Consider the following 21,851-nt stretch of genomic DNA (forward strand, 5'->3'; position numbering starts at 1 on the left):
GAACCGGTTTGCACTTTACATAAGTATTTGGATATTGGGTTTAGATTTTTATAGATTGTCCTGTAAAATGCAGCTATGCCGATGGATTTCAGCTATTTGCCGATGCAAAAGTTTTTAAAGATGTTTCCAAGAACTTCATCTGTAGTGATTTGGCCGGTTATTTCACCCAGGTAGTGTAGAACTTCGCGGATATCCTGGGCGATAAAGTCACCGGAGATGCCGTTCAGCAGACCATCACGAGTACGTAAGATGCCTTCGCGGGCCTTTTTGAGGGCTTCATAATGGCGGGCATTGGTAACCACCACCTGATTGTTGTCGATGGCGTTTGTATCGACGGTTTGTAAAAGATGGTCAATTAGATTGTCGAGATTGGTACGGTGTTTAGCCGATAGTGGAACTATGGCATCGGTACCGGTCAGTTCGCGAAAGGCATCTTCAGAAAACCGCTGATTAATGGTGCTCGAATCTACCAAATCCACTTTGTTAATAATCAGAATGAGTTTTTGTTGGTCGGCGTTCATATGCTTTTTGACATCCATCACGGTCCGGTGGATATTTTGGTCTTCATCCCTGGCATCCATCATCAATAATATGACCGAAGCTTTACTTATTTTGTTGTAAGTAAGCTTGATGCCAATGTTTTCCACTTTGTCGTGGGTTTCGCGAATTCCGGCGGTATCGATAAACCGGAAAGTGAGGCCGTTGATATTGATAACATCTTCAATGGCATCGCGGGTAGTTCCGGGAACATCCGACACGATGGCCCGTTCTTCGTTAAGCAGAGCATTCAGGAGCGTAGATTTGCCGGCATTGGCGGGCCCTGCAATGGCTACCGGGATTCCATTCTTAATGGCGTTTCCGAGCGAAAAGGAATTGATAAGGTTTTTCAGAACAGTGTCTATTTGATCAACAAGGTCAATTAACTGCCTACGATCAGCAAACTCCACATCTTCTTCACTGAAGTCGAGTTCCAGCTCGATCAGAGAGGTAAACTCCAGCAATTTATTTCTGAGATTAATCAATTCGTTGGAAAAACCACCTTTCATCTGTTGCAAGGCGACTCTGCGTGCCGATTCGCTTTGGGCTGCTATGAGGTCGGCCACTGCTTCGGCCTGACTAAGGTCCATTTTCCCGTTAAGGAAGGCACGCTGTGTGAATTCGCCGGGTTTGGCCATACGTGCACCATTGTCGATTAACAGATTAAGTATTTTCTGCTGAATATAAACGGAGCCGTGGCAGGATATTTCCACAATATCGTCGCCCGTAAAGGAACGAGGTGCCCGGAAGAGGGAAATGACCACTTCGTCAATGTCGTTTTGGCCATCTGTAATGGTTCCGAAAAGTAGGGTATGAGTTGGTTGTGTACTGATTTTTTTATTCGCGGAAGCCGGCCGGAAAACCTTCTCTGTTATTTGAAAGGCTTGGGGTCCTGCCATTCTTACTATGGCAATGGCACCTGCACCGGCCGGAGTGGATATGGCACATATGGTATCGTCGGTAATCATCACAAAAATTTTTTTGCAAAGGTACTCATAAAAAAATGCCGAATTGAAAAGTTACGAAGCATCTTTTCCTTCCGGCATTAATTTACGGGTTAGTAAACCGGTTTAATTGGCATCGAAAATGTCACTTTCGTCGAGGTATCCTTCGGAAACCACCGTTAATTGGATGTTTTGTTGATTTACCACTTGGGAAGTAAGGAGAACCGAAGGAACCAGTTTGTATCCGTTGTTTACGGTGATGGACGTGTTTATGGGTTCTTTATTGGCCAGCTTTATGGCCATGTTGGCGGCAGTGCTGACTAGAGCATCGATGGGTTTATAGATGGTGATGGTTTGGTCGCCTGCAACAATATTACGAATGGCATTTAGTTCGGCATCCTGACCTGCCACCAACACCTTTTTTTTCAGATTGAATTGTCGAAGCGCCCGGATGGCACCGCCGGCCAGTTCGTCATTGCCGGCTATGATAACGTCCAAATCCGGATTGTTACCTGACAAATAATTCTTAATGATGGTGAAGGCTTCTTGAGCATCCCATTCATTAACATATTCATCTATCACAATATTAATGTCGCCTTTTTCGATGAGCGGCTGAAGCACATTCATCCATCCCAAATGAAGAAGCGTGGCATTGTAGTCTTTGGTGGGGCCGTCCAATAAAGCATAAGAACCTGTTGGTGCCATCTTTGACAGGTAACCGGCCTGTAATTCCCCTATTCTGATGTTGTCGGTTGAGACGTAATAGTCAACATTGCAATCGCGAATCATCCGGTCATAGGATATTACGGGCACCCCTTTTTCATGAGCACTTTTAACAATGTCGCGTGAGGCATGAAGATCGACCGGAATAACCACTAAAACGTCCACGCCCTCATAGAGCAGTTGGGTTGCCTGTTCAAACTGTTTGGGGGAGTTTCCGTTGGCGACTCTGACCAGAGGAATAGCCCCCAACTCTTCTACCTGTTTTTCGAAAAGCTCTTTGTCTTTTTCCCAACGGTCAATACTCAATGTATCCATTAAAAATCCTATTTTGGGTTTGTTGTTACATCCTGTCAACAATGCCAAAAGGAGTAGTCCTTTGAATATTAATCTGAATGCCTTCATAGGTGAGAAGTTTAATTAGTACTAATTCACTTAATTTACAACATTAATTGCCGGACGTAAAGTGTTTTATTGAATCAAAATGATTAGGGGTTGCATATAAAATGTGTTTAAAACTTTTGTAGTTTTGATGCTTTCTGTACTTTAAAGTCGGCAAAATTTCTGATTTTTATATCGGGGACAGAGGTTTCTGTCAGTTAGTAAAAGCTTGCAGTAAAGGAAAAATGAGTATTGCTCATCTGGCTTTTCTCAAAAAGAATTTGCGTAAACTTAAATAAACACTTTAGGGATGAAGGTAGATTTGTCTCAATATGATAATAGCTGGTATAATCCCGGAAAGGGAATGATTGTAAGAAGCATTTGGTATGTTGTCAATGCCCTGTTTTTTATTAGTCCGTTTTTGCCCGTATCATTTATAAAGGTAAGGTTGCTACGGTTGTTTGGGGCCAGGATTGGTAAGGGGGTAGTTATAAAGCCACGGGTTAATATTAAATACCCGTGGAATTTGTCGATAGGCGATTATAGTTGGATAGGCGAGGGGGTTTGGATTGATAATCTGACTAAGGTGGATATTGGCCCACATTGTTGCTTGTCGCAAGGTGCTATGCTGCTCTGCGGAAATCATGATTATTCGAAATCCACTTTTGATTTGAGGATAGGTCCGATAGTCCTTGAAGAGGGAGTGTGGATAGGTGCGAATAGCATGGTGGTTGGTAATACAAAGTGTCTGTCGCATTCTGTTTTGGCCGTTAACAGCGTTGCCGGAGGACAACTGGATGCTTATGGCATATATCGGGGCAATCCCGCTGAAAAAATAAGAGAAAGAGTAGTTAAGGATTGAAGGGATTGAAAAATCAATTTCATGATTGCGAGCGGGGAATTTCCCTTTAGGCGATTAAGGGATGAGCGTTGGCTATCATTATATTATGTGGTTGCATTAATGACTATTGACTAACCCCCAAAAACTAATTTTAAGGTCAATCTAATCAATAACCTAAGTGATGTTTAGGCTGATAAACATTTAGAAATAATCATAATAGACATTTCGCAAAGAGGTACGAAACGATAGATAGAAATAATTCCCTTCAATGGTTTCGAGTTCGTTCGACATTCTCCGGAATCTGGCACCCAGGGTAAGGTTCATATTGTTTTGCGGGTTGATAAGAAAAATGAGGTTGAATTCGGCCTGGGTAAGATGCGATTTAATGCCCTGACCGATGGTATGCCCGTAGTCACCGGGTCGTGTAACGTTGGGTTTATGAATATTGCCACCATAGCTTACGTCGTCAGACGGGTCAAGGCCCTTCATGGCTATTTGAAGTTTGGATTCAAAATGCCAGCGTTTGTAACGATACCGTAAAAAAGAGATGCTTTCACGAAAATTGGCTCCCAGAGGATGTGCCAGTTCCTGATAAAAATGACCGTAATTGGTAATGGGCTGGTAATGAGAATAGGTATATGGTCTGACCTGACTGTATTCCGAAAGAAGATCCAGATTATTGATGCCAAATAAATTAAACGATTTTAAACCAATGAGAAATCCCTGTTTATTGGCCCACCATTTATTGTTGGAAAAGACTTCGTCAAACTTGAATTCGCCCAACACAAATTGCCCGTAAAGGGAGGTATTGTCCCACGGGATATATTTCATGCTAATGCCCATGGTCATGTTATCGGGCGATCCCAGATTATATTCCACCGGACGAAGGACCACCAGTGGGGTGATGTAGTTGACATCCAGACCCCGATAGCCGATGGTATCTTCGGCGGCCCAAATGACACTCTCGAAGAGTCCCAGGTTAAATCGTTTTCCAATATTCCAGCTTAGATAATGGAAAGCCCCGTACTTGCTTTCAAAACGCGTGTCACCGAGGGTTTCATCCCGTTCGTAATGCTTCAGCTCGCTAATCAATAGCATATATTTGGCATTCAGGAGCGTGGCCGTCATCTTCAGATAGGGATAGCTATAGGCATTATCCGACAAAAAGAGGGAGCGATATCCTTCTCCAATAAAATGTTTTCCAAACCCCATCTGAAAATTTAACCATCTTCCGGCATTGTAAGACAGATATCCGGTCGATTGTGAAAAATCGTGGCCATCTTCGCCATAATCTTTTCGTCGGCCCTGGCCCGGAACAATACCTCTTTCGTCGATAAAAGCATCAATATAAGCCGGGAAGGTAGCCTGATTTTCGAGTATATCGGCATAGAAACCAATGTTTTTGCCGAGTTTTCCTTCAACCAATGCACCGCGCGTGTTTACGTACCATGATTTGCCGGCCTGATTATCTTTCCCTATTTCAAAGTTAAAAAGGGGGTTTATACGAATCCATACGTCATTTTCATTCCATTCAAAAAGATTACCGGAGAAAAACCGGCCAAAGATATTTTGTTGATGTCGGGGGCGTGGTATATCTCTTTGAATCAAAGAGTCTATATTGTAGAATTGTGCCACCTCGTCCAGTCGCATGGGGCCAATGGCGGTGTGCAGATTTTGCCCGCCATGGTTGGTAATTCTGTCAATGGGATTTAAACCATTATGGTTCCAACTGTTGTAAATTTGACCTGAGAGATTTGTTGCCAGGAATAAGGACAAAACCAAAAAACACTTTTTATGCCCCATAATATTTCTGTATTTTGCTATTCTCTTATTATGAAATTTGTTGATGTTATTGGTCTAATGGTTTAAATGGCTCAATCAATTATATTGACAGGACCGGGGGTGTGGCAATCATTTTGAATCAGGCACTTGTTGTTTAAATTAGCTCTATGGTGTTGGTACATCGCTTTAAATATCTTCATAATATCCTTGCCCGTGTGCATACCCGTAACCATATCGATAGCCATAGCCGTAACCGTACTTAAGCCCTTTCCGTCCTTGCTTAACTTTTAAGTCATTGAAAAGAACGCCAACACTTTTAATTCCTTCATCTTCAATATGGTTAAGTGTTTGAATAAATGCTTCTTTAATTGTAAAATTTTGGCGAACAAGAAAGACCAGAGTGTCGGCTTTTCGTGCCAAAAGGATTGGATCGGCAACAATACCCATGGGTGGTGTATCCAATATAATTATATCATATTTGTTTTTAAGCTCATTGATAAGCTCATCGGTTTTATGGGACGAAATCAATTCGGAAGGGTTTGGAGGGATGACCCCTGATGGTATGATTTCCAGATTTTCCTGATGACCGCTATAAGTAATATCCTCAATTGTAGATTTGCCAATAAAATAGTGAGAAAGTCCATTATTCCCGTTGAGATCAAATATTTTATTCAATCCGGGCTTTCTCATATCGAAGCCCAATAAAATGGTTTTTTTCCCTGAATAGGCAAAAACAGCCGCCAAGTTTAAAGCACAAAAGGTTTTCCCCTCGCCAGGCATAGAACTGGATACCGCAATAACAGGTGTTTTGGCTTCGGCCGTTAAATACTCGAGACGGGTTCTAACTCTTCTAAATGTTTCGGCAATTACCGATCTGGGATGATTGGCAATTATGTTGGCAACCTCTTTGGGACTGTGAATAATATGTCCTATAATGGGTTTTGAGGAGAGATGTTCTAATTCGTCAGGGGTGGTTATCTTATTGTTGATTAACTGTCGTAAAACAATGTATGCCAGTGGAATAAATATGCCAAGGAATAATGCTTTTTGACGATTAGCCGACTTTTGGGGAGAAACCATTCCGGCATAGCGTGGCATTTCTAATACGGTATGGTCCGGCGTGTTGGATGCTTTCTGTATTTGAGCTTCAGACCTTTTTCGAAGCAAAAAGGTGTACACTTCGTTGTTGAGGTCGAATTGTCGTTCTATCCCCAAAAGTTTGCGCTCTTTTTCAGGAAGGAGGTAAAGCTGACGGGTAATCATTATTTTTTCATTCTGAAGCCGATGAATAGCTTCAGAAATAATTTCCTTTTGATTATAGATAGCTTCAAGCAGAGTATTCCGAGCCACCAAAATTTGTTTATCCAATTCGTATTTGTATGGGTTTTGTTGCCCGTTTAATGTGAGTCTTTCGTTGTTAAGATCAATAATTTTAGTGATCTGTCCTTCGATAATAGGGTTGTTGATTTCAAAAGTTGCGGGCGCTAACCTTTTTTCCAGAATACTATCGGCTGCAAAATAGTTTTCCAGGTAATCGAAGTAATTAAGCGTCAGTTTTTTTTCAGAGATGCGTGTAGAAAGTTCCTGTATTTGGTTAAACAAATGTTGCGCTTCAGAACTTATATCCTGAATCTGATTTTGGGTTCTGAAATTGCTTAATTGGGTTCCTTTCTTGGCCAATGAATCGGAAATAATAAGTAATTGTTCTTCGATAAAATTGATGGTATTGGTGGCAATTTGATTCTTTTTCTCTAGATTGGCATTAATAAAAGTTTCCGAAAGTTTTTTCAGAAAAGCAATGTTTTTCTGATGATTGGGTCCAGTAACCGAAAGGTGAACAATAGTACTGTTTTCACCCGCCTTTTTGGCTTTTAAGATATTGTAATATTGAGCAGTAAGGCTTTCCGGATTGCGAATGGTAAAGTAGTATTCTTTTCCCGCAGATAAATTATCACTTAAATTTACGATACGAGCTTTAAGCCAAGGTGTGTCAATCCATTCATTAAAGGCGTAAATTTTATCGAAATCAATGGCTCCTCCGTAATCTGAAGAATAATTGCCGCTAAATGAGTATGAGGAATAAGTATCTGATTTAACCGAAATTTCGAACCGCTGACTGTCAAGAATGGTAATATAAATGGGAACATTAATAATTTGAGAAGCGGTAGAGTCCAATTCCACCACGAACCCGGGATTGGGATAAATCTCCGTATCTTTCAGGCGGCCCGCAGCAAAATAGCTGATATGGAAATCAAGCTGATCAATGGTCTTACGGATCATATCACGCGAAGTAAGCACGGCAATTTGATTGTCCATGTTGCGTTGCCCGGGGGTTAGCCCAAACCCTTCCATCATGTCATCTTGTGAACGGTCTGATCCTCTTTCTTCCATCAATATTGACATCGTGGCCTGGTAGATGGGGGTAGAGTATCTGTGAATTATAAATACTATCCCCAAAGCTAATGGTATAGTAATGGCGAATAACCACCAAAATGTTATAAGGTCATGCAATAATTTTCGATAATCTAGCATGAACTGCGTTGTATTGTCAGCCTGAAGTCCTTTTATAGTGTTACGATTAGTTTCCCTGTTCATTAATTCTTTCCTTTAAAAAAAAATTATTGAGTAATAGCGCGGATGGTAAGATAAATTGCCAGGACGGAACTTATAAGACCAAAAGAGAAGGTCTCACCAATTCCAAAACTTTTAGCTTTCATCGGCCTTACATAAATAAGGTCGTTTGGATAAATGTAATATTCGTCAGAACCAACAATATTTTTGTCGGTAATATCCACATAAAAGGTTTTGTAACCGTCCCCTTCAGGCCTTATTATTTTAATTTCTTTTCTTTTTCCGAATGTTTTTATATCGCCGGCCAGGGCAATGGCCTCGAAAATAGTTATTTGTTCTTTACCCATATCGATTCGGCCCGGGCTTGCCACTTCGCCAAGAATAACAAATGTGTCATTGGCCAACCTTACCTTAACATGAGCATCACTAACCATGGGTTGAAGAATTTTTTCCAGTTTCTCTCTTGCTTGCTCCAAGGTGCAATTACTCAAATCAACCTTTCCGACAAAAGGAAAGTCAATGCACATACTGTCGTCAATCAGATAGGTATATAACGATTGATTAAGCTGAGAACCCCCGGATGTGGAGCGTGAAACATTAAAAAATTCCGATAATTTAGGATTGCTGGTGGTTACCTGAATGTACAAAAGGTCATTGGGCTTTAAAATGTATCGTTCTGTAATTGAGGTAAGATCGTTGTATGGATTATTATATTTTTTGTCTTTTGCGTGGTCCTGAAGATATACAGTCTCTTTTTGAGGGATACACCCCGACATCACATTGATAACGAGAATGGTAAAGAGACCAAAAAATAATCTTTTGCCAACCGCCTTTCTTTTATGAAAATGATATTTCAACATAACGTTATTTGCAAAAAAATTATACAATGGGTTTCTGAATATTTTATAAAGTGGTTAATGTTAAAAAAATTAATCCTATTGTTAAACCTTTGTTGATTGTGATTGTTTTTTGTTATTCAAAAAAAATAAGATAGGGTTAATCATGAAACAAAAGCTTAATCAAAAGAAATGTGCAAATAATTGCTTTAAATTACGAATCCAAAGTTAATACCAACCAAAAACATTCGATCAGACATTTTGTTTGATCGTTCAAATTTATGGTTTTCTTTTAACAAATTAAACAACCATAAATTTAAGTTTGTCGAAAGGTTTTCTAAATTTGCCCCGGAATATCTTGTAATATCTTATCCATGAATGATTACACATCTATGTTGATTACAGCCTTAGCCGTTTTATTATCATTTTTGGTAGTTTTTTTGTCTATTCCTACCATCTTGAGAGTTGCATATTACAAAAATTTATTTGACGAGCCCGGAAAGCGACATATTCATAAAAAAAGGGTACCCAATCTTGGCGGATTGGGAATTTTTATGGGCTTTTTGTTTACATATTCTATTTTTTTCGATTGGTTTCATTTCAGACCCATACCTTTTCTTATACCATCGTTGTTGGTGATTTTTGCCATAGGAATAAAAGACGATATTTTGATAACCGCGCCCATGATGAAGCTATTGGGGCAACTACTGGCAGCCTTTATTATTGTGGGTTTTGGTGATTTGAGAATCACTGATTTTCATGGTTTTTTTGGTTTGCAACCAGACTACTTCACAAGTTTCTTCTTAACAGTATTGTTTATAATTTTTATTGTTAATGGATTCAATTTAATTGACGGCGTGGATGGTTTAGCTGCAATAAGTGGTATAATATCAACCCTGGCTTTTACTATCTGGTTTTATTTTAACGATGAAATTCATTTGGTGGTAATAGGGGTGATTTTAATAGGTGCTTTATTGGCCTTTTTATATTATAATCTATTTTCGGAAACACAGAAAATATTTATGGGTGACACCGGGTCTATGATAATTGGTTTTCTGTTATCGGTTTTCGCCATACGGTTTATGGAATTGAATGCACCTAATGTTCGCGATACATTGAATTATACCATGACTTCGGCTCCTGCGGTTACTGTGGGTATTTTAATTGTGCCGGTAATAGACACTTTGCGAGTTTTTTTTCTACGGTTATCACATGGCAATTCTCCATTTGTTGCCGATAAAAACCACATCCATCACCGATTGTTAACGTTGGGTTTGTCGCATTTTCAGATTGCTTTTGTATTAGGGGGGGTAAATATTATTTTTATTTTACTCTCATTTTTGCTAAAAGATTTTGGGATGTTGAAACTTATGGCGTTAAATCTCGTAATCGGATTTATGGTATTTTATATTCCTGCTATATTAATCAGATTTAAAGTCAAAAAAATACGTAATAACGGTAAGATTTGAAGTTGAATTTATAGTTAAATCCTGGCATCATCATTTTAATTCAACGTTATTTATTTTTTCTTGCTTTAAGAACCTATTTTTCCGGCTAACTATTCTTGCGATAATGAGAATTTTTTATTGGTGCCTAACATAAAGATTATCAGATTCAAACAGAAGGTGAGCTACATCTCATTTTACCAATGCGTTTGCAGCCAGGAAACAGAGGTGAGAAGCCAAAGGTCAGATGTAAGACGACAGAAGGCAGAAGAAGTGATTAGTCATTAGTTAACAAGTTGTTAGTATAAAATAACTAATGACTAACGACTAACCACTAACGACTACTTATAAGAAGCAATGTATCAACGAAGTAAGTAAAATTTATACGGATGAAACGAGCATGGCGACTTTTTGCCACAAAAGAGAATGTATAAATTTTATTAAGCCATGCGAGTTCCATTCGGCCAATGAGTTAAATAAATTATATACGAATGAAAATTAGTTTAATAACCGTTACATATAATTCGGCCAAAACATTAGAAGCAACTATAAAATCTGTCCGTGACCAAAAGTTTGAGGATTTAGAGTATATAATTATAGATGGTGGTTCCGATGACGGGACTATAGATATAATTAAAGAAAATAATGATATTATTAATAGCTGGATTAGTGAGCCGGATGCAGGTTTATATGATGCAATGAATAAAGGGATAAAAATGTCTGTTGGTGAAGTAATAGGCTTTATTCATGCCGATGATATACTGGCCGATCCGGATATTTTAAGAATTGTTTGCCAAAAGTATAGCGAGACTAACTTTCATTTGTTGTATGGTGATTTGGAATATGTAAGGGCTGATGATCTTAACAAAGTGGTTCGTTATTGGCAAAGTGGTCAATTTAAACCCGGACAACTACGAAGGGGATGGATGCCTCCCCATCCAACGGTATATTTTAGTCGACAGTTGTTTAATAGAGTTGGTTTATTTAATCTCGAATATCGGATTTCAGCCGATTATGAATGGCTTTTAAGAGCGCTATCAATACCCTCAATTCGCGTGGAATATTTACCAAGAGTTATGGTTAGAATGCGCCTGGGTGGTTTAAGTAATGCTTCTTTAAGAAATGTTATTGCTAAATCCAGCGAAGATCTTAAGGCGTTAAAAAATAACAAGGTAGGAGGGGTGCGCACCTTGATTCTAAAGAATGCTTCTAAATTGGGTCAATTTGTTCGACGAAATTGATTATCTCTTTTTTAAGGTCATGAATCATATTATCTTTTTTATTTTTGAGCTTAATAAAAAAAGGAAGGCTATCTTTCTCTGTAATTTTTTTATTGAAATAGTGTTGATTATTTTTAGAGCAATAAAAAACTCTTTTAGGAATGGTATCGCACACCAATGGAAATTCTGTATTTAACCGATATACAAATGTAGGAAGAGCCGACAATTTTTCCGACATAAAAAAAATGTTGCGATTGGTTTGGCACCATTGGATTTTCTTTGCGATAACCATCCCTCTTTTTTTGGGTGCAGTGCATCTTTACCATCGCTATACTTTACCGGTATATAAGGGTTCTGTCACCATGCTTTTTAAAAGCAATTCGGAAAAGATGCTGAATGATGTAAATTTGATGGAGGGGTTTGGTCTTTCTGCCGAAGTACGAAATATAGAGAATCAAACATTTATAATTCGTTCTCAAAAGACTATAAAAGAGGTAATAAGCCGGTTGGATTTTGGAGTATCTTATTTTGCCGACGGACGATTTAAAGATACGGAACTATATCATTCTGCACCTTTTGAAATTGAAATTGAGGAAAAACATCCTCAAATATTGAATGTTCCGGTATCCATCAAAATACTATCTTCCGGCAACTATCTTGTATCTGTATCTGCCGAAGATGGAATCTTACATCGCTTTGATTTGTCGGAAGATGTTGCATCGGTCGAATCATTTAATTTCGAAAAAGAAGTGGCGCCGGGTGAATGGATTGAACATTCCAATTTTTCGTTTCGGATTCTACCGCGAAAAGACATCGTTCAATCTTCCGTTTCCGATTTTTATATCGTCTTTCATTCCCTGCAGCAATTAACAGCGCAGTATCGTTCACGTTTATCCATTAATACGTACAGCGAGGGTTCTTCAATTGTGTTTATTTCTGTAACAGGACATAATCCTCAAAAAATTATTCGATTTCTGAATGTATTATCGGAAGTAATTGTTGAAAATAATTTGAAACGAAAAAACGATATGGCTAGCCGTTCTTTAGAATTCATACGGCAGCAGTTAAAGAATGTTGAGGATACATTAAATGAAACCCAAAAACAGTTGATGGATTTCAGAAAGCGAAACAGGTTTATGATTCCTTCCGAATTTGCCGCTCGATTGGCAGATAATTTCCTTGAAAAAGAAAAAGAACTTAAAATGTTGGAATTGAAATACGATTATTTTCAACAATTAAAAGCAAAGTTTTCACGTGGTTCAATTGATGAAGACTATTTATTACCAGCTTTTTCCGGCGATAATGGGGGAATAATTACTCAATTAGTTGGCAGATATATGGATGCTCGTTCGGAACTGGAATCATTGAACCATCTGTCAGGGGCAGAAAACCCTTACTATTTGCAGCTTAAAGAGAAATTAAATGTGATTGGAAGGACCCTCATTTCTTCGATAGAAAAACAGATAGAAACTGTAAAAATTCAACAAAATGAAGTTCGGAAAGAGATTAATAATTTGTCGGCCCGAATGAATCGTCTTCCTGAACTGGAAAAGGAATATCTGGAATTGGAAAGGGCCTTTAAACTTAATGATGCTGTTTATACATTTCTTTTGCAGAAAAATTCCGAAACACAAATAGCTAAAGCTTCTAATGTCCCGGATAATGAGGTGCTTGACCAGGCTACCATAACCGGAATAGTTTCTCCAAATAAAAGAGGTAATTATGGGAAGGCATTTCTTCTTTCTCTTATAATTCCTGCCATCATAATTGGTTTAAAAGAAGCTTTAAACGTGAAAATTCGGGATCGTGATGAACTGAATGCCATTGCCGGTGATGTTCCGTTTTTGGGGAGCATTGTTCGAAGTAATGCTGATTCTGAAAATGTTATTACACAAAATCCTTATTCCTTGATGGCAGAATCTTTTCGCTCGCTGAGGACAACAATAAAGTTTATAGCTCCCGAAGAAAAGATAAAGGTGATATTACTTACTTCAACCAATACAGGTGAAGGAAAAACTTTTTGTGCACTTAATCTTGCCTATGCGTTTGCCATATCGGGTCGGAAAACCGCATTGGTAGGCTTTGATATGCGAAAACCCAGACTTTCTGAAATATTTGACAAACAGCAAAGTATTGGTATTTCCAATTATTTGATTCGTCAAAATAAATTTGAGGAAATAGTCTATTCTTCCGATTCGGATAACCTTTGGGTAATCCCTACCGGTGTGATTCCTCCAAATCCTGCTGAATTAATTTCCGGGGCGCGTATTAATAAACTTTTTGAGCATCTTAGAAACAAGTTTGAAGTGGTTATTGTTGATACACCTCCAATAGGATTGGTAACCGATGCCCGCCTTTTGATGCAATATTCGGATTGTTGTTTATTCATTGTTCGGGCAGGGGTCACTCATAAAGAGCACTTTTCTCTTACTATTGGTGACCTTCAAAAAGATAAAATTCCACATTTGGGCCTGGTGCTTAATGATGTGGATCCGGCTGAAAAAAGATATGGGTATTATAATACGGGATATTATGGAAATCCTTCAGAAAGTTGATAGAAAGGTCTTCTCTAAAAAATTTGAAATTTTTAAAAATTGTTTTGGCTGATAATTCGGAATACCACCCTTAAAAGAAAATAATTTTTTTAGACCTATTGAAATTATGCTCCTTTCTTAAAAAAATTAATTGTTTAAATGGAACATTATAAAAACTATTTTTTAACTGAATATACAACTTTCAGGGTGCCTGCGCGCACCAAAAACTACTTTCGGTTTGACGATGCAAAAGAACTTAAACAATGGCTGTTATCCCAGGGTGGGCAACATCCTAAAAAATTGGTTCTGGGCGGAGGTAGTAACATATTATTTACCAAAGATTATGAAGGGGCTATTTTACATCCTGTATTTAAGGGCATTGAGATAATAGAAGAGAATAAAGATTCCATACTGATTCGTTTTGCTGCAGGGGAAGAATGGGATCATTGTGTGGCTTGGTGTGTTAATCAGGGGTTTTATGGGATTGAAAACTTATCATATATACCTGGCAGTGCGGGTGCTGCTGCCGTACAAAACATTGGAGCCTATGGGGTTGAGTTGTCGGAGGTTTTGGAATGGGTGGAAGGGTACTATCTCGAAAATGGGGAAAAATTTAAATTAAGTAATCAGGCGTGCCAGTATGATTATCGTTACAGCATTTTTAAGGGACCATTGAAAAATAAAACGGTTATTACGCATGTGGTGTTACGATTAATGAAGTCACCTCAATGGCGGTTGAGCTATGGTCAGGTTAAGGAGGCGGTTCAAGCGCTGGGAGAGATTAATCTTAAAAATGTAAGAAAGGCTATTATAGATATTCGGAAAAGTAAGCTTCCGGATCCTGCACTATTAGGAAATGGAGGTAGTTTTTTTAAAAATCCTATAGTTGAAATAATTGTCTATGAAAAATTAAAAGAACAATATCCTGATGCTGTAGGTTTTCCCCTTTCCAACAATCATTTTAAGCTGTCGGCCGGATGGTTGATAGAAAAGGCCGGTTGGAAAGGAAGAAGTATGGGTAAAGCAGGGGTACATGATAAACAGGCACTGGTATTGGTTAATAAAGGCGTTTCATCAGGTAAAGAAATTGCCGACCTGGCTGAAAAAATCCGCAATGATGTTTTTAATAAATTTGGAGTTCATTTAGAACCCGAAGTAAACATATTGTAATCTAATTTATTTTTTCTTATCGCCAGATGCGTCTTTGTCGCAATGCATTTCGATACCGGGCGGCATAGATATTATGTTGCCGTAATGTTTTCGAGAAGTTATGATAGCCCGAAAAATCATCTTTGGCACACATATAAAGATAATCATGCTTTTCAAAATTAAGGACTGCCTCAATTCCTTTAACCGAAGGAAAGCGGATGGGTCCTGGTGGCAATCCTGCATACAGATAGGTGTTATATGGTGAATCTATCTTCAAATCTTTGGATAGCACTCTGTTGATGGTGAAATCCCCAAGAACAAATTTAATGGTTGGATCGGCCTGTAAACGCATGTTTCGGTTTAGGCGGTTTATGTAGAGCCCTGCGACTCGTGGTTTTTCATCCTCTCGCACGGTTTCTTCATCAACGATGCTTGCCAATGTGGAAACTTCTACAGGAGAAAGGCCGGCTTTTTGGGCCTTTTCTTTTCTTTTTTCATTCCAAAAGTTGTTATACTCGCGATTCATTCGTTTAAGAAAATCATATGCATCGCTGTTCCACCACATTTCATACGTATTGGGAATAATCATGGAATAAATGGTTGCGGTATCAAAACCAAAATCAGATAATTTATCATTATCATTTAGTATTCCAACAATTGAGGCAGAGTCGGCCTCTATCACTTTGGAAACTATTCCCGCCAGTTGCTGTTTGGTTCTGACGTTGCTAAAAGTCAACCTAACGGGCGTTTGAAATCCGCCCCGAAGTAAATTTACCAGTTCGTTATTTGTCATTCCATTTTTTAGCACGTAATGGCCTGCTTTTACATTGGTGGAATATCTTTTCTTTTCGGCCAGCCATTTGAAGTTTTCTATATTCTTTACAACCCCTGAAAGTTCCAGAAGTCCGACAACTTCTGAAAACGTTGCACCTGTGGGTATATAAACGCTAAAAGTATCTTCACCTTGAATTTCAACGTTGGCAGAAAAAATCTTATGCCGGATTTGATGAAGTGCAATAAGACTAATTACTGCAATTACAGCAGATATAATAACAAATCGAAAAAAAGTTGGTCGAATATGTTGTTTTAAATTTGTTTTTGGTTTAATTGCCATGATTGATGCTTATGTGTTCGAAAAGAATTGTTTCCTATAACGCCATAAGAGGCTGATAATTGTGATGGCAAATATAGAATTTTATTGTAATCGGTATGATATCCTTTTTTGATCTCACCGAATTTTTTTTGCAATTTTGATGCCGTATAAACATACGCTTTCATAAAAACAGAACAAAAAAAGTTATGATACAAAAAATAATTGTGTTCGGGATAGTTAGTTTAACCATAGTTTCATGTGGTTCGCTTCGAAAAGGTTCAACACGGATGAGTGATTCCCCTTATGCAGACGGAGTAAAAAATGATGGTATCGAAATAAAAGAAGAAACAACAACTGCATCGGAGGAAACACCCAAAATTGTGGTGAGGGAAGAAAAAGTCCGGACGGTTGATGTGAAAGAAACACCGGAAAATATTTATCAATACTACGTTATTATAGGTTCATTTAGATATTTGGAAAATGCCCGAAACTATAAAGAGACGCTCATTAAAAAAGGGTTTGTGCCGGTTATTTTGGAAAACGAAATGGGTTTGTTCAGAGTATCTGTTGCTGCCTATAATGAAGAAGGGCCGGCTCGAAGAAATATTGCATCTATTCGGGAAAATTATCCTGAACACAGTGATGTTTGGCTACTTATTAGGAAACAATAAAAATGAAATAAAAAATGTACCAACCGATTAAATTATCTGATGAAATATTCTATGTGGGAGTTAATGATCGCCGTACCAATCTTTTTGAAAACATGTGGCCTTTGCCACGAGGTGTGGCCTATAACTCATACCTTATCAATGATGACAAAATTGCTCTTATTGATACGGTAGAGATTGGACAGGTAGAAAAGTTTATTAAGAAAATTCAATCCATCATTGGTGATAAAAAGATTGATTATTTGATAATCAATCATATGGAGCCTGACCATGCTGGGTCAATCAGCATTATTCGCAATCTTTATCCCGAAATTCAGATTGTGGGGAATAAGAAGACTTTGCCAATGATAGAAGGATTTTTTGGCTTTAATGATCATTTGCTGGAAATAAAAGAAGGGGATGAACTGGACTTGGGGAACCATAAACTACAATTTTATATGGCACCCATGGTGCACTGGCCGGAAACCATGGTCACTTATGAGTCTACACAAAAAATTCTATTTTCGGCCGATGCCTTTGGTAGTTTTGGAACATTAGATGGCGCCATCTTTGACGATGAAATGGACTTTTCTTATTTCCATGACGAAATGCGTCGTTATTATTCCAATATCGTTGGGAAATATGGAAGTCCTGTTCAAAAAGCTCTGGAAAAGCTTGGCGGATTGGATATTAATATAATAGCTTCAGCGCATGGCCCGGTCATCCGTAAACATATTGAAGAAGTTATTGACTTATATCACCAATGGAGTCGTTTTGAAACTGAGGAAGGCGTAGTAATAGCGTATGCCTCTATGTACGGAAATACCGAAGAGATGGTGGAAGTAACAGCACGGGTTTTAGCAGAAGAAGGGATAAAGAATATAAGAATATATGATGTGTCAAAAACTCATTCTTCATTTATTATTTCCGATATTTTTAAATTTAAAGGAGTAGTGTTGGCAAGTCCCACATATAATAATGGTTTACACCCCAATATGGAAGCTTTAGTTAATAAATTGCAACATATGGGAGTGAAAAACCATTATCTTGGCATTTTAGGTTCTTTTACCTGGGCCGGAACAGCCACAAAGCGGCTTCAGGAATTTGGTGAATCTCTGAAGTGGGAAATTATAGATCAGCCAGTAGAGGAAAAACATGCTTTAAAACAAACCAAATACGAAGAATGCCGTATATTGGGAAAACATTTAGCTGATAAGCTGAAAAATGATTCAAAATAGAAATTATATTTTTCCTTTCCTTTTTTGAAACTGAGGCTGTCCCTAACAAAGGGATGGCCTTTAAATTAATGTAAGCCAAGTTCTTCAACATTCTTCTGTAGGCTTTCAAGAGCTTGTTTTACAGCATGATTCGCAGATTCACCACTATTTTCTATTATTCTCCTTCCCAGTTCAAAGGAGGGAACGGTTGGAGGAACCTGAGCTGCAGTGGTATTGATAAGTCTTGCTACTTCTTCTCTTGCCTTTTTTATGAGTTCCCATGTATCGGCCGGCATGTATATTTGCATCGCCATATTATGGTTGAATTCGGACCGAAGTGTTTTAAGAAGGTGATTTTGTAATTGAAAAGCATTCATCTCTTTCCTTTGTTCTCGTAAAACCAAAGTTTCCGGTGAAATTCGTTGAAGATATAGAGCCAGTCGTTCAAAAGCTTGTAGACGGTGTTTTAAAACGGTTTCACCCGAGCGCATTAAAAACTCCTGTTTTCGGCGTCTGGATTCCTGATCAAGGAACCATTTTACCAGGACTAAAGTAAAAATTGCAATCACTAGGGTAGGACTCAATATCCAAACTATTTGTGTCGTTTCCATTCTGCAATGTTTTGTTGTTTTTTTTGTAATATTCTATGTTTTCGACTGATTTTCGGGTAATTAGAAATAGTTTATGCAACTCGGTCAAATTGTGAAAAAAAATTCTTATTCAAGCCTTATTGCGTTTAAATATAAATCGAAAATGAAATTTATAGTATTTAGATAAACAAAAAGTACCTCAAGAGAGATTCTATTGGAAAATAAATCTTTTAGTCGTTACAAATATTAAATGAAAAAGTAATTATCCAAAGCATTTTGTTCTTGTTTTTTTAATCTTTTTGAAGAATAGTTTTATACATGATCTATGTTATTGTTCCCACTGGAAAAAAGTCTATTTTTGTGATCTTATAAAGATTTACCAATTGAATAAATAAAGTTTGATAAAACAAATAATTTTTTTCTTTCCACCTTACAAATAGTAACATTTCCTTGGTTACATAAAAGTAATTTGAGAGAAAAATACAAAATTAAGTGAAAGAATCATTTATATGGTTCTATAGGAATAATAATAACTTTTAATTTAGATATTTTTATATGAACAATTATTTGTCAAATCGATTGCTTCGTTTAGCTGAATCGGAAACGATTGCCATGTCGCAACGTAGCCGTGAATTGCAAAGTAAGGGGGTTGACATTATAAATCTAAGTGTTGGTGAACCCGATTTTCCCACGCCCGAGCATATCAAAGAGGCCGGAAAACGAGCTATAGATGATAATTTTACACATTATCCGCCTGTTCCCGGTATCCCTGAATTACGGGAAGCTATTGTTCATAAATTCAAAAGAGATAATAATTTGGAGTTTCAATCTTCTCAAATAGTGGTATCAACCGGTGGGAAGCAAGCCTTAGCTAATGCCATATATTCTCTTGTGGATGTGGGTGATGAAGTAATAGTTCCTGCACCTTATTGGGTTAGTTATCCTGCCATGGTACAACTGGCCGGTGGAACTTCGGTTTTTATTCATGCCGGTATTGAGCAAGATTTTAAAATTACTCCGCAACAGTTAGAGGCTGCAATATCACCAAAAACCAAAGTTTTATTATTGAACAGTCCTTGTAATCCTACAGGTAGTGTTTATTCTTATGAAGAATTGAAAGGTTTGGTTGAAGTGCTGGACAAGCATCCTGGTGTTTTTGTTATTTCTGACGAAATTTATGAATACATAAATTATGAAGATAAACACTTCTCTATTGCATCGTTTGATGAACTAAAGGATAGAGTTGTTATCGTAAATGGGGTTTCAAAAGGGTATGCCATGACCGGTTGGAGGTTGGGATATGTTGCAGCACCTAAAGACATTGCAAAGGCTTGTTCCCGTTTACAAGGACAATATACTTCCGGAACCAGCACAATCTCTCAGTTAGCTGCCCTGGCTGCAATCAATGGTCCGTTGGATGAAACCTATAAAATGGTTGAAGCTTTCAGACGACGGCGCGATTTAGTACTCAAGCTTGCAATGGATATCCCCGGGTTAAAAGTTAATAAACCTGCCGGTGCTTTTTATTTGTTCCCTAATGTTGGAGCTTTTTTAGGGAAAAATTTTAGGGGTAAAACTATTCGGGACTCAAGGGACCTGAGTTTTTTCCTACTCGAAGAAGCGCATGTGGCAACCGTTTCAGGTACAGCTTTTGGAAGTGATAATTGTATAAGATTTTCTTATGCCAGTGATGATGATTCCCTGGTGGAAGCCATGAAAAGAATTAAAGAAGGCCTTTCACTCCTAAAATAACGGTTAGTTTTTTGAAATGTCTTACTTACCCCTTATCTTTACCTTATTATCAAAAAAATAGAGAAGTTAAATCATGGGGAAAGAAGCTCTTCCGATTGTAAACAAAAACGGAAATATTATCGAAATTAAAGATGGTCTCATCCGTCAACGGGAACATATCATTTTACGTGATGTTAACCTGGAAATCAAGCCCGGGGAATTTGTTTATCTTATAGGACGCGTAGGGAGTGGAAAATCAAGCCTGTTAAAAACTTTTTATGGTGACTTGCCTTTTAATGACGGTTATGGCTTTGCCGTAGGCTATGAGTTGAGTAATTTGAAAAGCAGAGATTTGCCATTCCTTAGACGACGTATGGGAATCGTTTTTCAGGATTTTCAATTGTTAACCGATCGCAATGTATATGATAATCTACTCTTTATATTAAAGGCTACCGGATGGAAGAATCAAAAAGAAATGGACCATCAAATCAGAGATGTATTATCTAAGGTCGATTTGGTTCACAAGGGTTATAAAATGCCTCATCAACTATCGGGTGGAGAACAGCAAAGAGTTGGTATTGCAAGAGCTCTCCTTAATCAACCCGAGCTTATTCTTGCTGATGAGCCCACCGGGAATCTTGACCCTGATACTTCCGATGAATTGTTGGAGTTGCTTCATGCTATTTCAAAGGATGGAAAAACCGTTGTCATGGCCACCCATAATTACGGACTTATTAAAAGATTCCCCGGCCGAACCATCCGGTGTCAAAATACACGGTTATCAGAATCGGTTACCGAAGAGATTGATTTTGACCAGTTGGTGGAATGAATTTTTGTAACTCTTTCTCTTTTGGGAATATTTTTTTCAAAGGAATTTGATTTAGACTAAAAATCTCTGTTACTTTGTTCCTTAGTAAATAATGTTATAAAAGAAAATTAGAATGGAAATTGGAAAAAACAAGTTTGTATCGCTGTCATATCAGTTGCGTCTAAATGGGGCCGAAGGTGATTTAATTGAAGAAACCGGTGCTGATAATCCTCTTCAATTTGTGTTTGGAGCAGGTAGAATGATCGAAATGTTTGAAAAAAAACTGGAAGGCTTGAAAAAAGGAGATAATTTTGATTTCTTGTTGAAGTCACATGAAGCTTATGGTGAGGTGAATGCCGATGCTATAGTAGACCTTCCTAAAAATATTTTTGAAGTCAACGGACAAATAGACGAGTCGTTGTTAAAGATTGGCAATATGGTTCCGATGCAGGATGCCAACGGAAATAGGCTGAACGGTATGGTCATTGAAGTTACCGACACAACTGTTAAAATGGACTTTAATCATCCACTTGCCGGTGATGACCTTCACTTTTCCGGCAAAGTAATTGATGTTAGAGAAGCCACAGAACAAGAATTGGTCGAAGCCATGGGCGGAAGTTGCTCCGGAGGATGCGGTGACGGATGTAGTTGCTAATGTAATTTATAAATTTATAAAAGGGTGTTTCATCGTTGATGGGACACCTTTTTTTTGATACTGTTTAAAAAAGTGTGTCTGAAAAGGAATAAAAAAGGTCTTCTCAGGTTAGTTTTACAAACGAAAAACCAAAATGTATAACTAAAAAAA

The 21,851-nt window shown here is 38.0% G+C and carries 17 protein-coding genes; 10 read left to right on the top strand and 7 right to left on the bottom strand.

Going from position 1 to position 21,851, the window contains the following annotated elements; translation table 11 throughout:
• Positions 1 to 92: 92 nt before the first annotated feature.
• Both mnmE and BM130_RS08965 read right to left on the bottom strand, forming a co-directional pair.
• On the bottom strand, positions 93 to 1,505 hold the full coding sequence (gene mnmE / locus BM130_RS08960) for a tRNA uridine-5-carboxymethylaminomethyl(34) synthesis GTPase MnmE (RefSeq protein ID WP_010527991.1): 1,413 nt from the start codon (positions 1,503 to 1,505) through the stop codon (positions 93 to 95).
• A 102-nt stretch (positions 1,506 to 1,607) separates the two neighbouring features.
• Positions 1,608 to 2,606: a D-xylose ABC transporter substrate-binding protein gene (locus BM130_RS08965; RefSeq protein ID WP_010527992.1), complete on the bottom strand. Its 999-nt coding sequence runs from the start codon at positions 2,604 to 2,606 to the stop codon at positions 1,608 to 1,610.
• A 286-nt stretch (positions 2,607 to 2,892) separates the two neighbouring features.
• Between BM130_RS08965 and BM130_RS08970 the strand changes: the two genes are divergently transcribed.
• Positions 2,893 to 3,444, top strand: a complete 552-nt coding sequence (locus BM130_RS08970) for a WcaF family extracellular polysaccharide biosynthesis acetyltransferase (protein WP_010527993.1) — start codon at positions 2,893 to 2,895, stop codon at positions 3,442 to 3,444.
• 180 nt (positions 3,445 to 3,624) lie between these two features.
• Here BM130_RS08970 and BM130_RS08975 read toward each other — a convergent pair whose 3' ends face one another.
• The 3 genes from BM130_RS08975 to BM130_RS08985 form a co-directional block, all read right to left on the bottom strand.
• Entirely contained in the window at positions 3,625 to 5,226 is a 1,602-nt protein-coding gene (locus BM130_RS08975; protein WP_010527994.1) for a hypothetical protein, read from the bottom strand.
• Between the two features lie 165 nt (positions 5,227 to 5,391).
• Positions 5,392 to 7,800 carry a polysaccharide biosynthesis tyrosine autokinase gene (locus tag BM130_RS08980; protein WP_029626642.1) on the bottom strand — a complete coding sequence of 803 codons (2,409 nt, stop codon included), beginning with the start codon at positions 7,798 to 7,800 and terminating at the stop codon, positions 5,392 to 5,394.
• A 23-nt stretch (positions 7,801 to 7,823) separates the two neighbouring features.
• On the bottom strand, positions 7,824 to 8,636 hold the full coding sequence (locus BM130_RS08985) for a polysaccharide biosynthesis/export family protein (RefSeq protein ID WP_010527996.1): 813 nt from the start codon (positions 8,634 to 8,636) through the stop codon (positions 7,824 to 7,826).
• A gap of 350 nt (positions 8,637 to 8,986) precedes the next feature.
• Here BM130_RS08985 and BM130_RS08990 point away from each other — a divergent pair, with 350 nt between their 5' ends.
• From BM130_RS08990 to murB, 4 genes are all read left to right on the top strand, one after another.
• Entirely contained in the window at positions 8,987 to 10,081 is a 1,095-nt protein-coding gene (locus BM130_RS08990; protein WP_010527997.1) for a glycosyltransferase family 4 protein, read from the top strand.
• A 467-nt stretch (positions 10,082 to 10,548) separates the two neighbouring features.
• Positions 10,549 to 11,298, top strand: a complete 750-nt coding sequence (locus tag BM130_RS08995; RefSeq protein ID WP_044138504.1) for a glycosyltransferase family 2 protein — start codon at positions 10,549 to 10,551, stop codon at positions 11,296 to 11,298.
• Positions 11,299 to 11,438: 140 nt separating this feature from the next.
• A complete protein-coding gene (locus BM130_RS09000; RefSeq protein WP_010526877.1) occupies positions 11,439 to 13,832 on the top strand; it encodes a polysaccharide biosynthesis tyrosine autokinase in 2,394 nt (797 codons plus the stop codon).
• A 138-nt stretch (positions 13,833 to 13,970) separates the two neighbouring features.
• Positions 13,971 to 14,981 carry a UDP-N-acetylmuramate dehydrogenase gene (gene murB / locus BM130_RS09005; protein ID WP_010526876.1) on the top strand — a complete coding sequence of 337 codons (1,011 nt, stop codon included), beginning with the start codon at positions 13,971 to 13,973 and terminating at the stop codon, positions 14,979 to 14,981.
• A gap of 16 nt (positions 14,982 to 14,997) precedes the next feature.
• On the opposite strand, the gene mltG is transcribed toward murB, so the two are convergent.
• Positions 14,998 to 16,074 (bottom strand): endolytic transglycosylase MltG, encoded by a 1,077-nt coding sequence (gene mltG / locus BM130_RS09010; protein WP_010526875.1) that lies wholly within the window; start codon positions 16,072 to 16,074, stop codon positions 14,998 to 15,000.
• A gap of 185 nt (positions 16,075 to 16,259) precedes the next feature.
• Between mltG and BM130_RS09020 the strand changes: the two genes are divergently transcribed.
• Positions 16,260 to 16,724: an SPOR domain-containing protein gene (locus BM130_RS09020; protein ID WP_010526873.1), complete on the top strand. Its 465-nt coding sequence runs from the start codon at positions 16,260 to 16,262 to the stop codon at positions 16,722 to 16,724.
• A 14-nt stretch (positions 16,725 to 16,738) separates the two neighbouring features.
• The gene (locus tag BM130_RS09025; protein ID WP_010526872.1) at positions 16,739 to 17,938 is read left to right on the top strand and encodes an FprA family A-type flavoprotein; all 1,200 of its coding nucleotides are present in this window, start codon (positions 16,739 to 16,741) and stop codon (positions 17,936 to 17,938) included.
• A 65-nt stretch (positions 17,939 to 18,003) separates the two neighbouring features.
• Here BM130_RS09025 and BM130_RS09030 read toward each other — a convergent pair whose 3' ends face one another.
• The gene (locus BM130_RS09030; protein WP_010526871.1) at positions 18,004 to 18,528 is read right to left on the bottom strand and encodes a DUF7935 family protein; all 525 of its coding nucleotides are present in this window, start codon (positions 18,526 to 18,528) and stop codon (positions 18,004 to 18,006) included.
• A gap of 534 nt (positions 18,529 to 19,062) precedes the next feature.
• Between BM130_RS09030 and BM130_RS09035 the strand changes: the two genes are divergently transcribed.
• The 3 genes from BM130_RS09035 to BM130_RS09045 all read left to right on the top strand — a co-directional run bounded on the left by BM130_RS09035 (position 19,063) and on the right by BM130_RS09045 (position 21,701).
• Positions 19,063 to 20,259 carry a pyridoxal phosphate-dependent aminotransferase gene (locus BM130_RS09035; protein WP_074964347.1) on the top strand — a complete coding sequence of 399 codons (1,197 nt, stop codon included), beginning with the start codon at positions 19,063 to 19,065 and terminating at the stop codon, positions 20,257 to 20,259.
• A 73-nt stretch (positions 20,260 to 20,332) separates the two neighbouring features.
• Entirely contained in the window at positions 20,333 to 21,067 is a 735-nt protein-coding gene (locus tag BM130_RS09040; RefSeq protein ID WP_010526869.1) for a cell division ATP-binding protein FtsE, read from the top strand.
• 112 nt (positions 21,068 to 21,179) lie between these two features.
• Positions 21,180 to 21,701 (top strand): FKBP-type peptidyl-prolyl cis-trans isomerase, encoded by a 522-nt coding sequence (locus tag BM130_RS09045; RefSeq protein ID WP_010526868.1) that lies wholly within the window; start codon positions 21,180 to 21,182, stop codon positions 21,699 to 21,701.
• Positions 21,702 to 21,851 lie beyond the last annotated feature (150 nt).

The sequence above is a fragment of the Thermophagus xiamenensis genome, from assembly GCF_900112795.1.
GTDB lineage: Bacteria > Bacteroidota > Bacteroidia > Bacteroidales > Marinilabiliaceae > Thermophagus > Thermophagus xiamenensis.

What these genes read in the sequence shown, in the direction of transcription:
- mnmE (WP_010527991.1), bottom strand. Translation starts at nt 1,505, where the DNA reads ATGATTACCGACGATACCATATGTGCCATATCCACTCCGGCCGGTGCA.
- BM130_RS08965 (WP_010527992.1), bottom strand. Translation starts at nt 2,606, where the DNA reads ATGAAGGCATTCAGATTAATATTCAAAGGACTACTCCTTTTGGCATTG.
- BM130_RS08970 (WP_010527993.1), top strand. Translation starts at nt 2,893, where the DNA reads ATGAAGGTAGATTTGTCTCAATATGATAATAGCTGGTATAATCCCGGA.
- BM130_RS08975 (WP_010527994.1), bottom strand. Translation starts at nt 5,226, where the DNA reads ATGGGGCATAAAAAGTGTTTTTTGGTTTTGTCCTTATTCCTGGCAACA.
- BM130_RS08980 (WP_029626642.1), bottom strand. Translation starts at nt 7,800, where the DNA reads ATGAACAGGGAAACTAATCGTAACACTATAAAAGGACTTCAGGCTGAC.
- BM130_RS08985 (WP_010527996.1), bottom strand. Translation starts at nt 8,636, where the DNA reads ATGTTGAAATATCATTTTCATAAAAGAAAGGCGGTTGGCAAAAGATTA.
- BM130_RS08990 (WP_010527997.1), top strand. Translation starts at nt 8,987, where the DNA reads ATGAATGATTACACATCTATGTTGATTACAGCCTTAGCCGTTTTATTA.
- BM130_RS08995 (WP_044138504.1), top strand. Translation starts at nt 10,549, where the DNA reads ATGAAAATTAGTTTAATAACCGTTACATATAATTCGGCCAAAACATTA.
- BM130_RS09000 (WP_010526877.1), top strand. Translation starts at nt 11,439, where the DNA reads ATGGTATCGCACACCAATGGAAATTCTGTATTTAACCGATATACAAAT.
- murB (WP_010526876.1), top strand. Translation starts at nt 13,971, where the DNA reads ATGGAACATTATAAAAACTATTTTTTAACTGAATATACAACTTTCAGG.
- mltG (WP_010526875.1), bottom strand. Translation starts at nt 16,074, where the DNA reads ATGGCAATTAAACCAAAAACAAATTTAAAACAACATATTCGACCAACT.
- BM130_RS09020 (WP_010526873.1), top strand. Translation starts at nt 16,260, where the DNA reads ATGATACAAAAAATAATTGTGTTCGGGATAGTTAGTTTAACCATAGTT.
- BM130_RS09025 (WP_010526872.1), top strand. Translation starts at nt 16,739, where the DNA reads ATGTACCAACCGATTAAATTATCTGATGAAATATTCTATGTGGGAGTT.
- BM130_RS09030 (WP_010526871.1), bottom strand. Translation starts at nt 18,528, where the DNA reads ATGGAAACGACACAAATAGTTTGGATATTGAGTCCTACCCTAGTGATT.
- BM130_RS09035 (WP_074964347.1), top strand. Translation starts at nt 19,063, where the DNA reads ATGAACAATTATTTGTCAAATCGATTGCTTCGTTTAGCTGAATCGGAA.
- BM130_RS09040 (WP_010526869.1), top strand. Translation starts at nt 20,333, where the DNA reads ATGGGGAAAGAAGCTCTTCCGATTGTAAACAAAAACGGAAATATTATC.
- BM130_RS09045 (WP_010526868.1), top strand. Translation starts at nt 21,180, where the DNA reads ATGGAAATTGGAAAAAACAAGTTTGTATCGCTGTCATATCAGTTGCGT.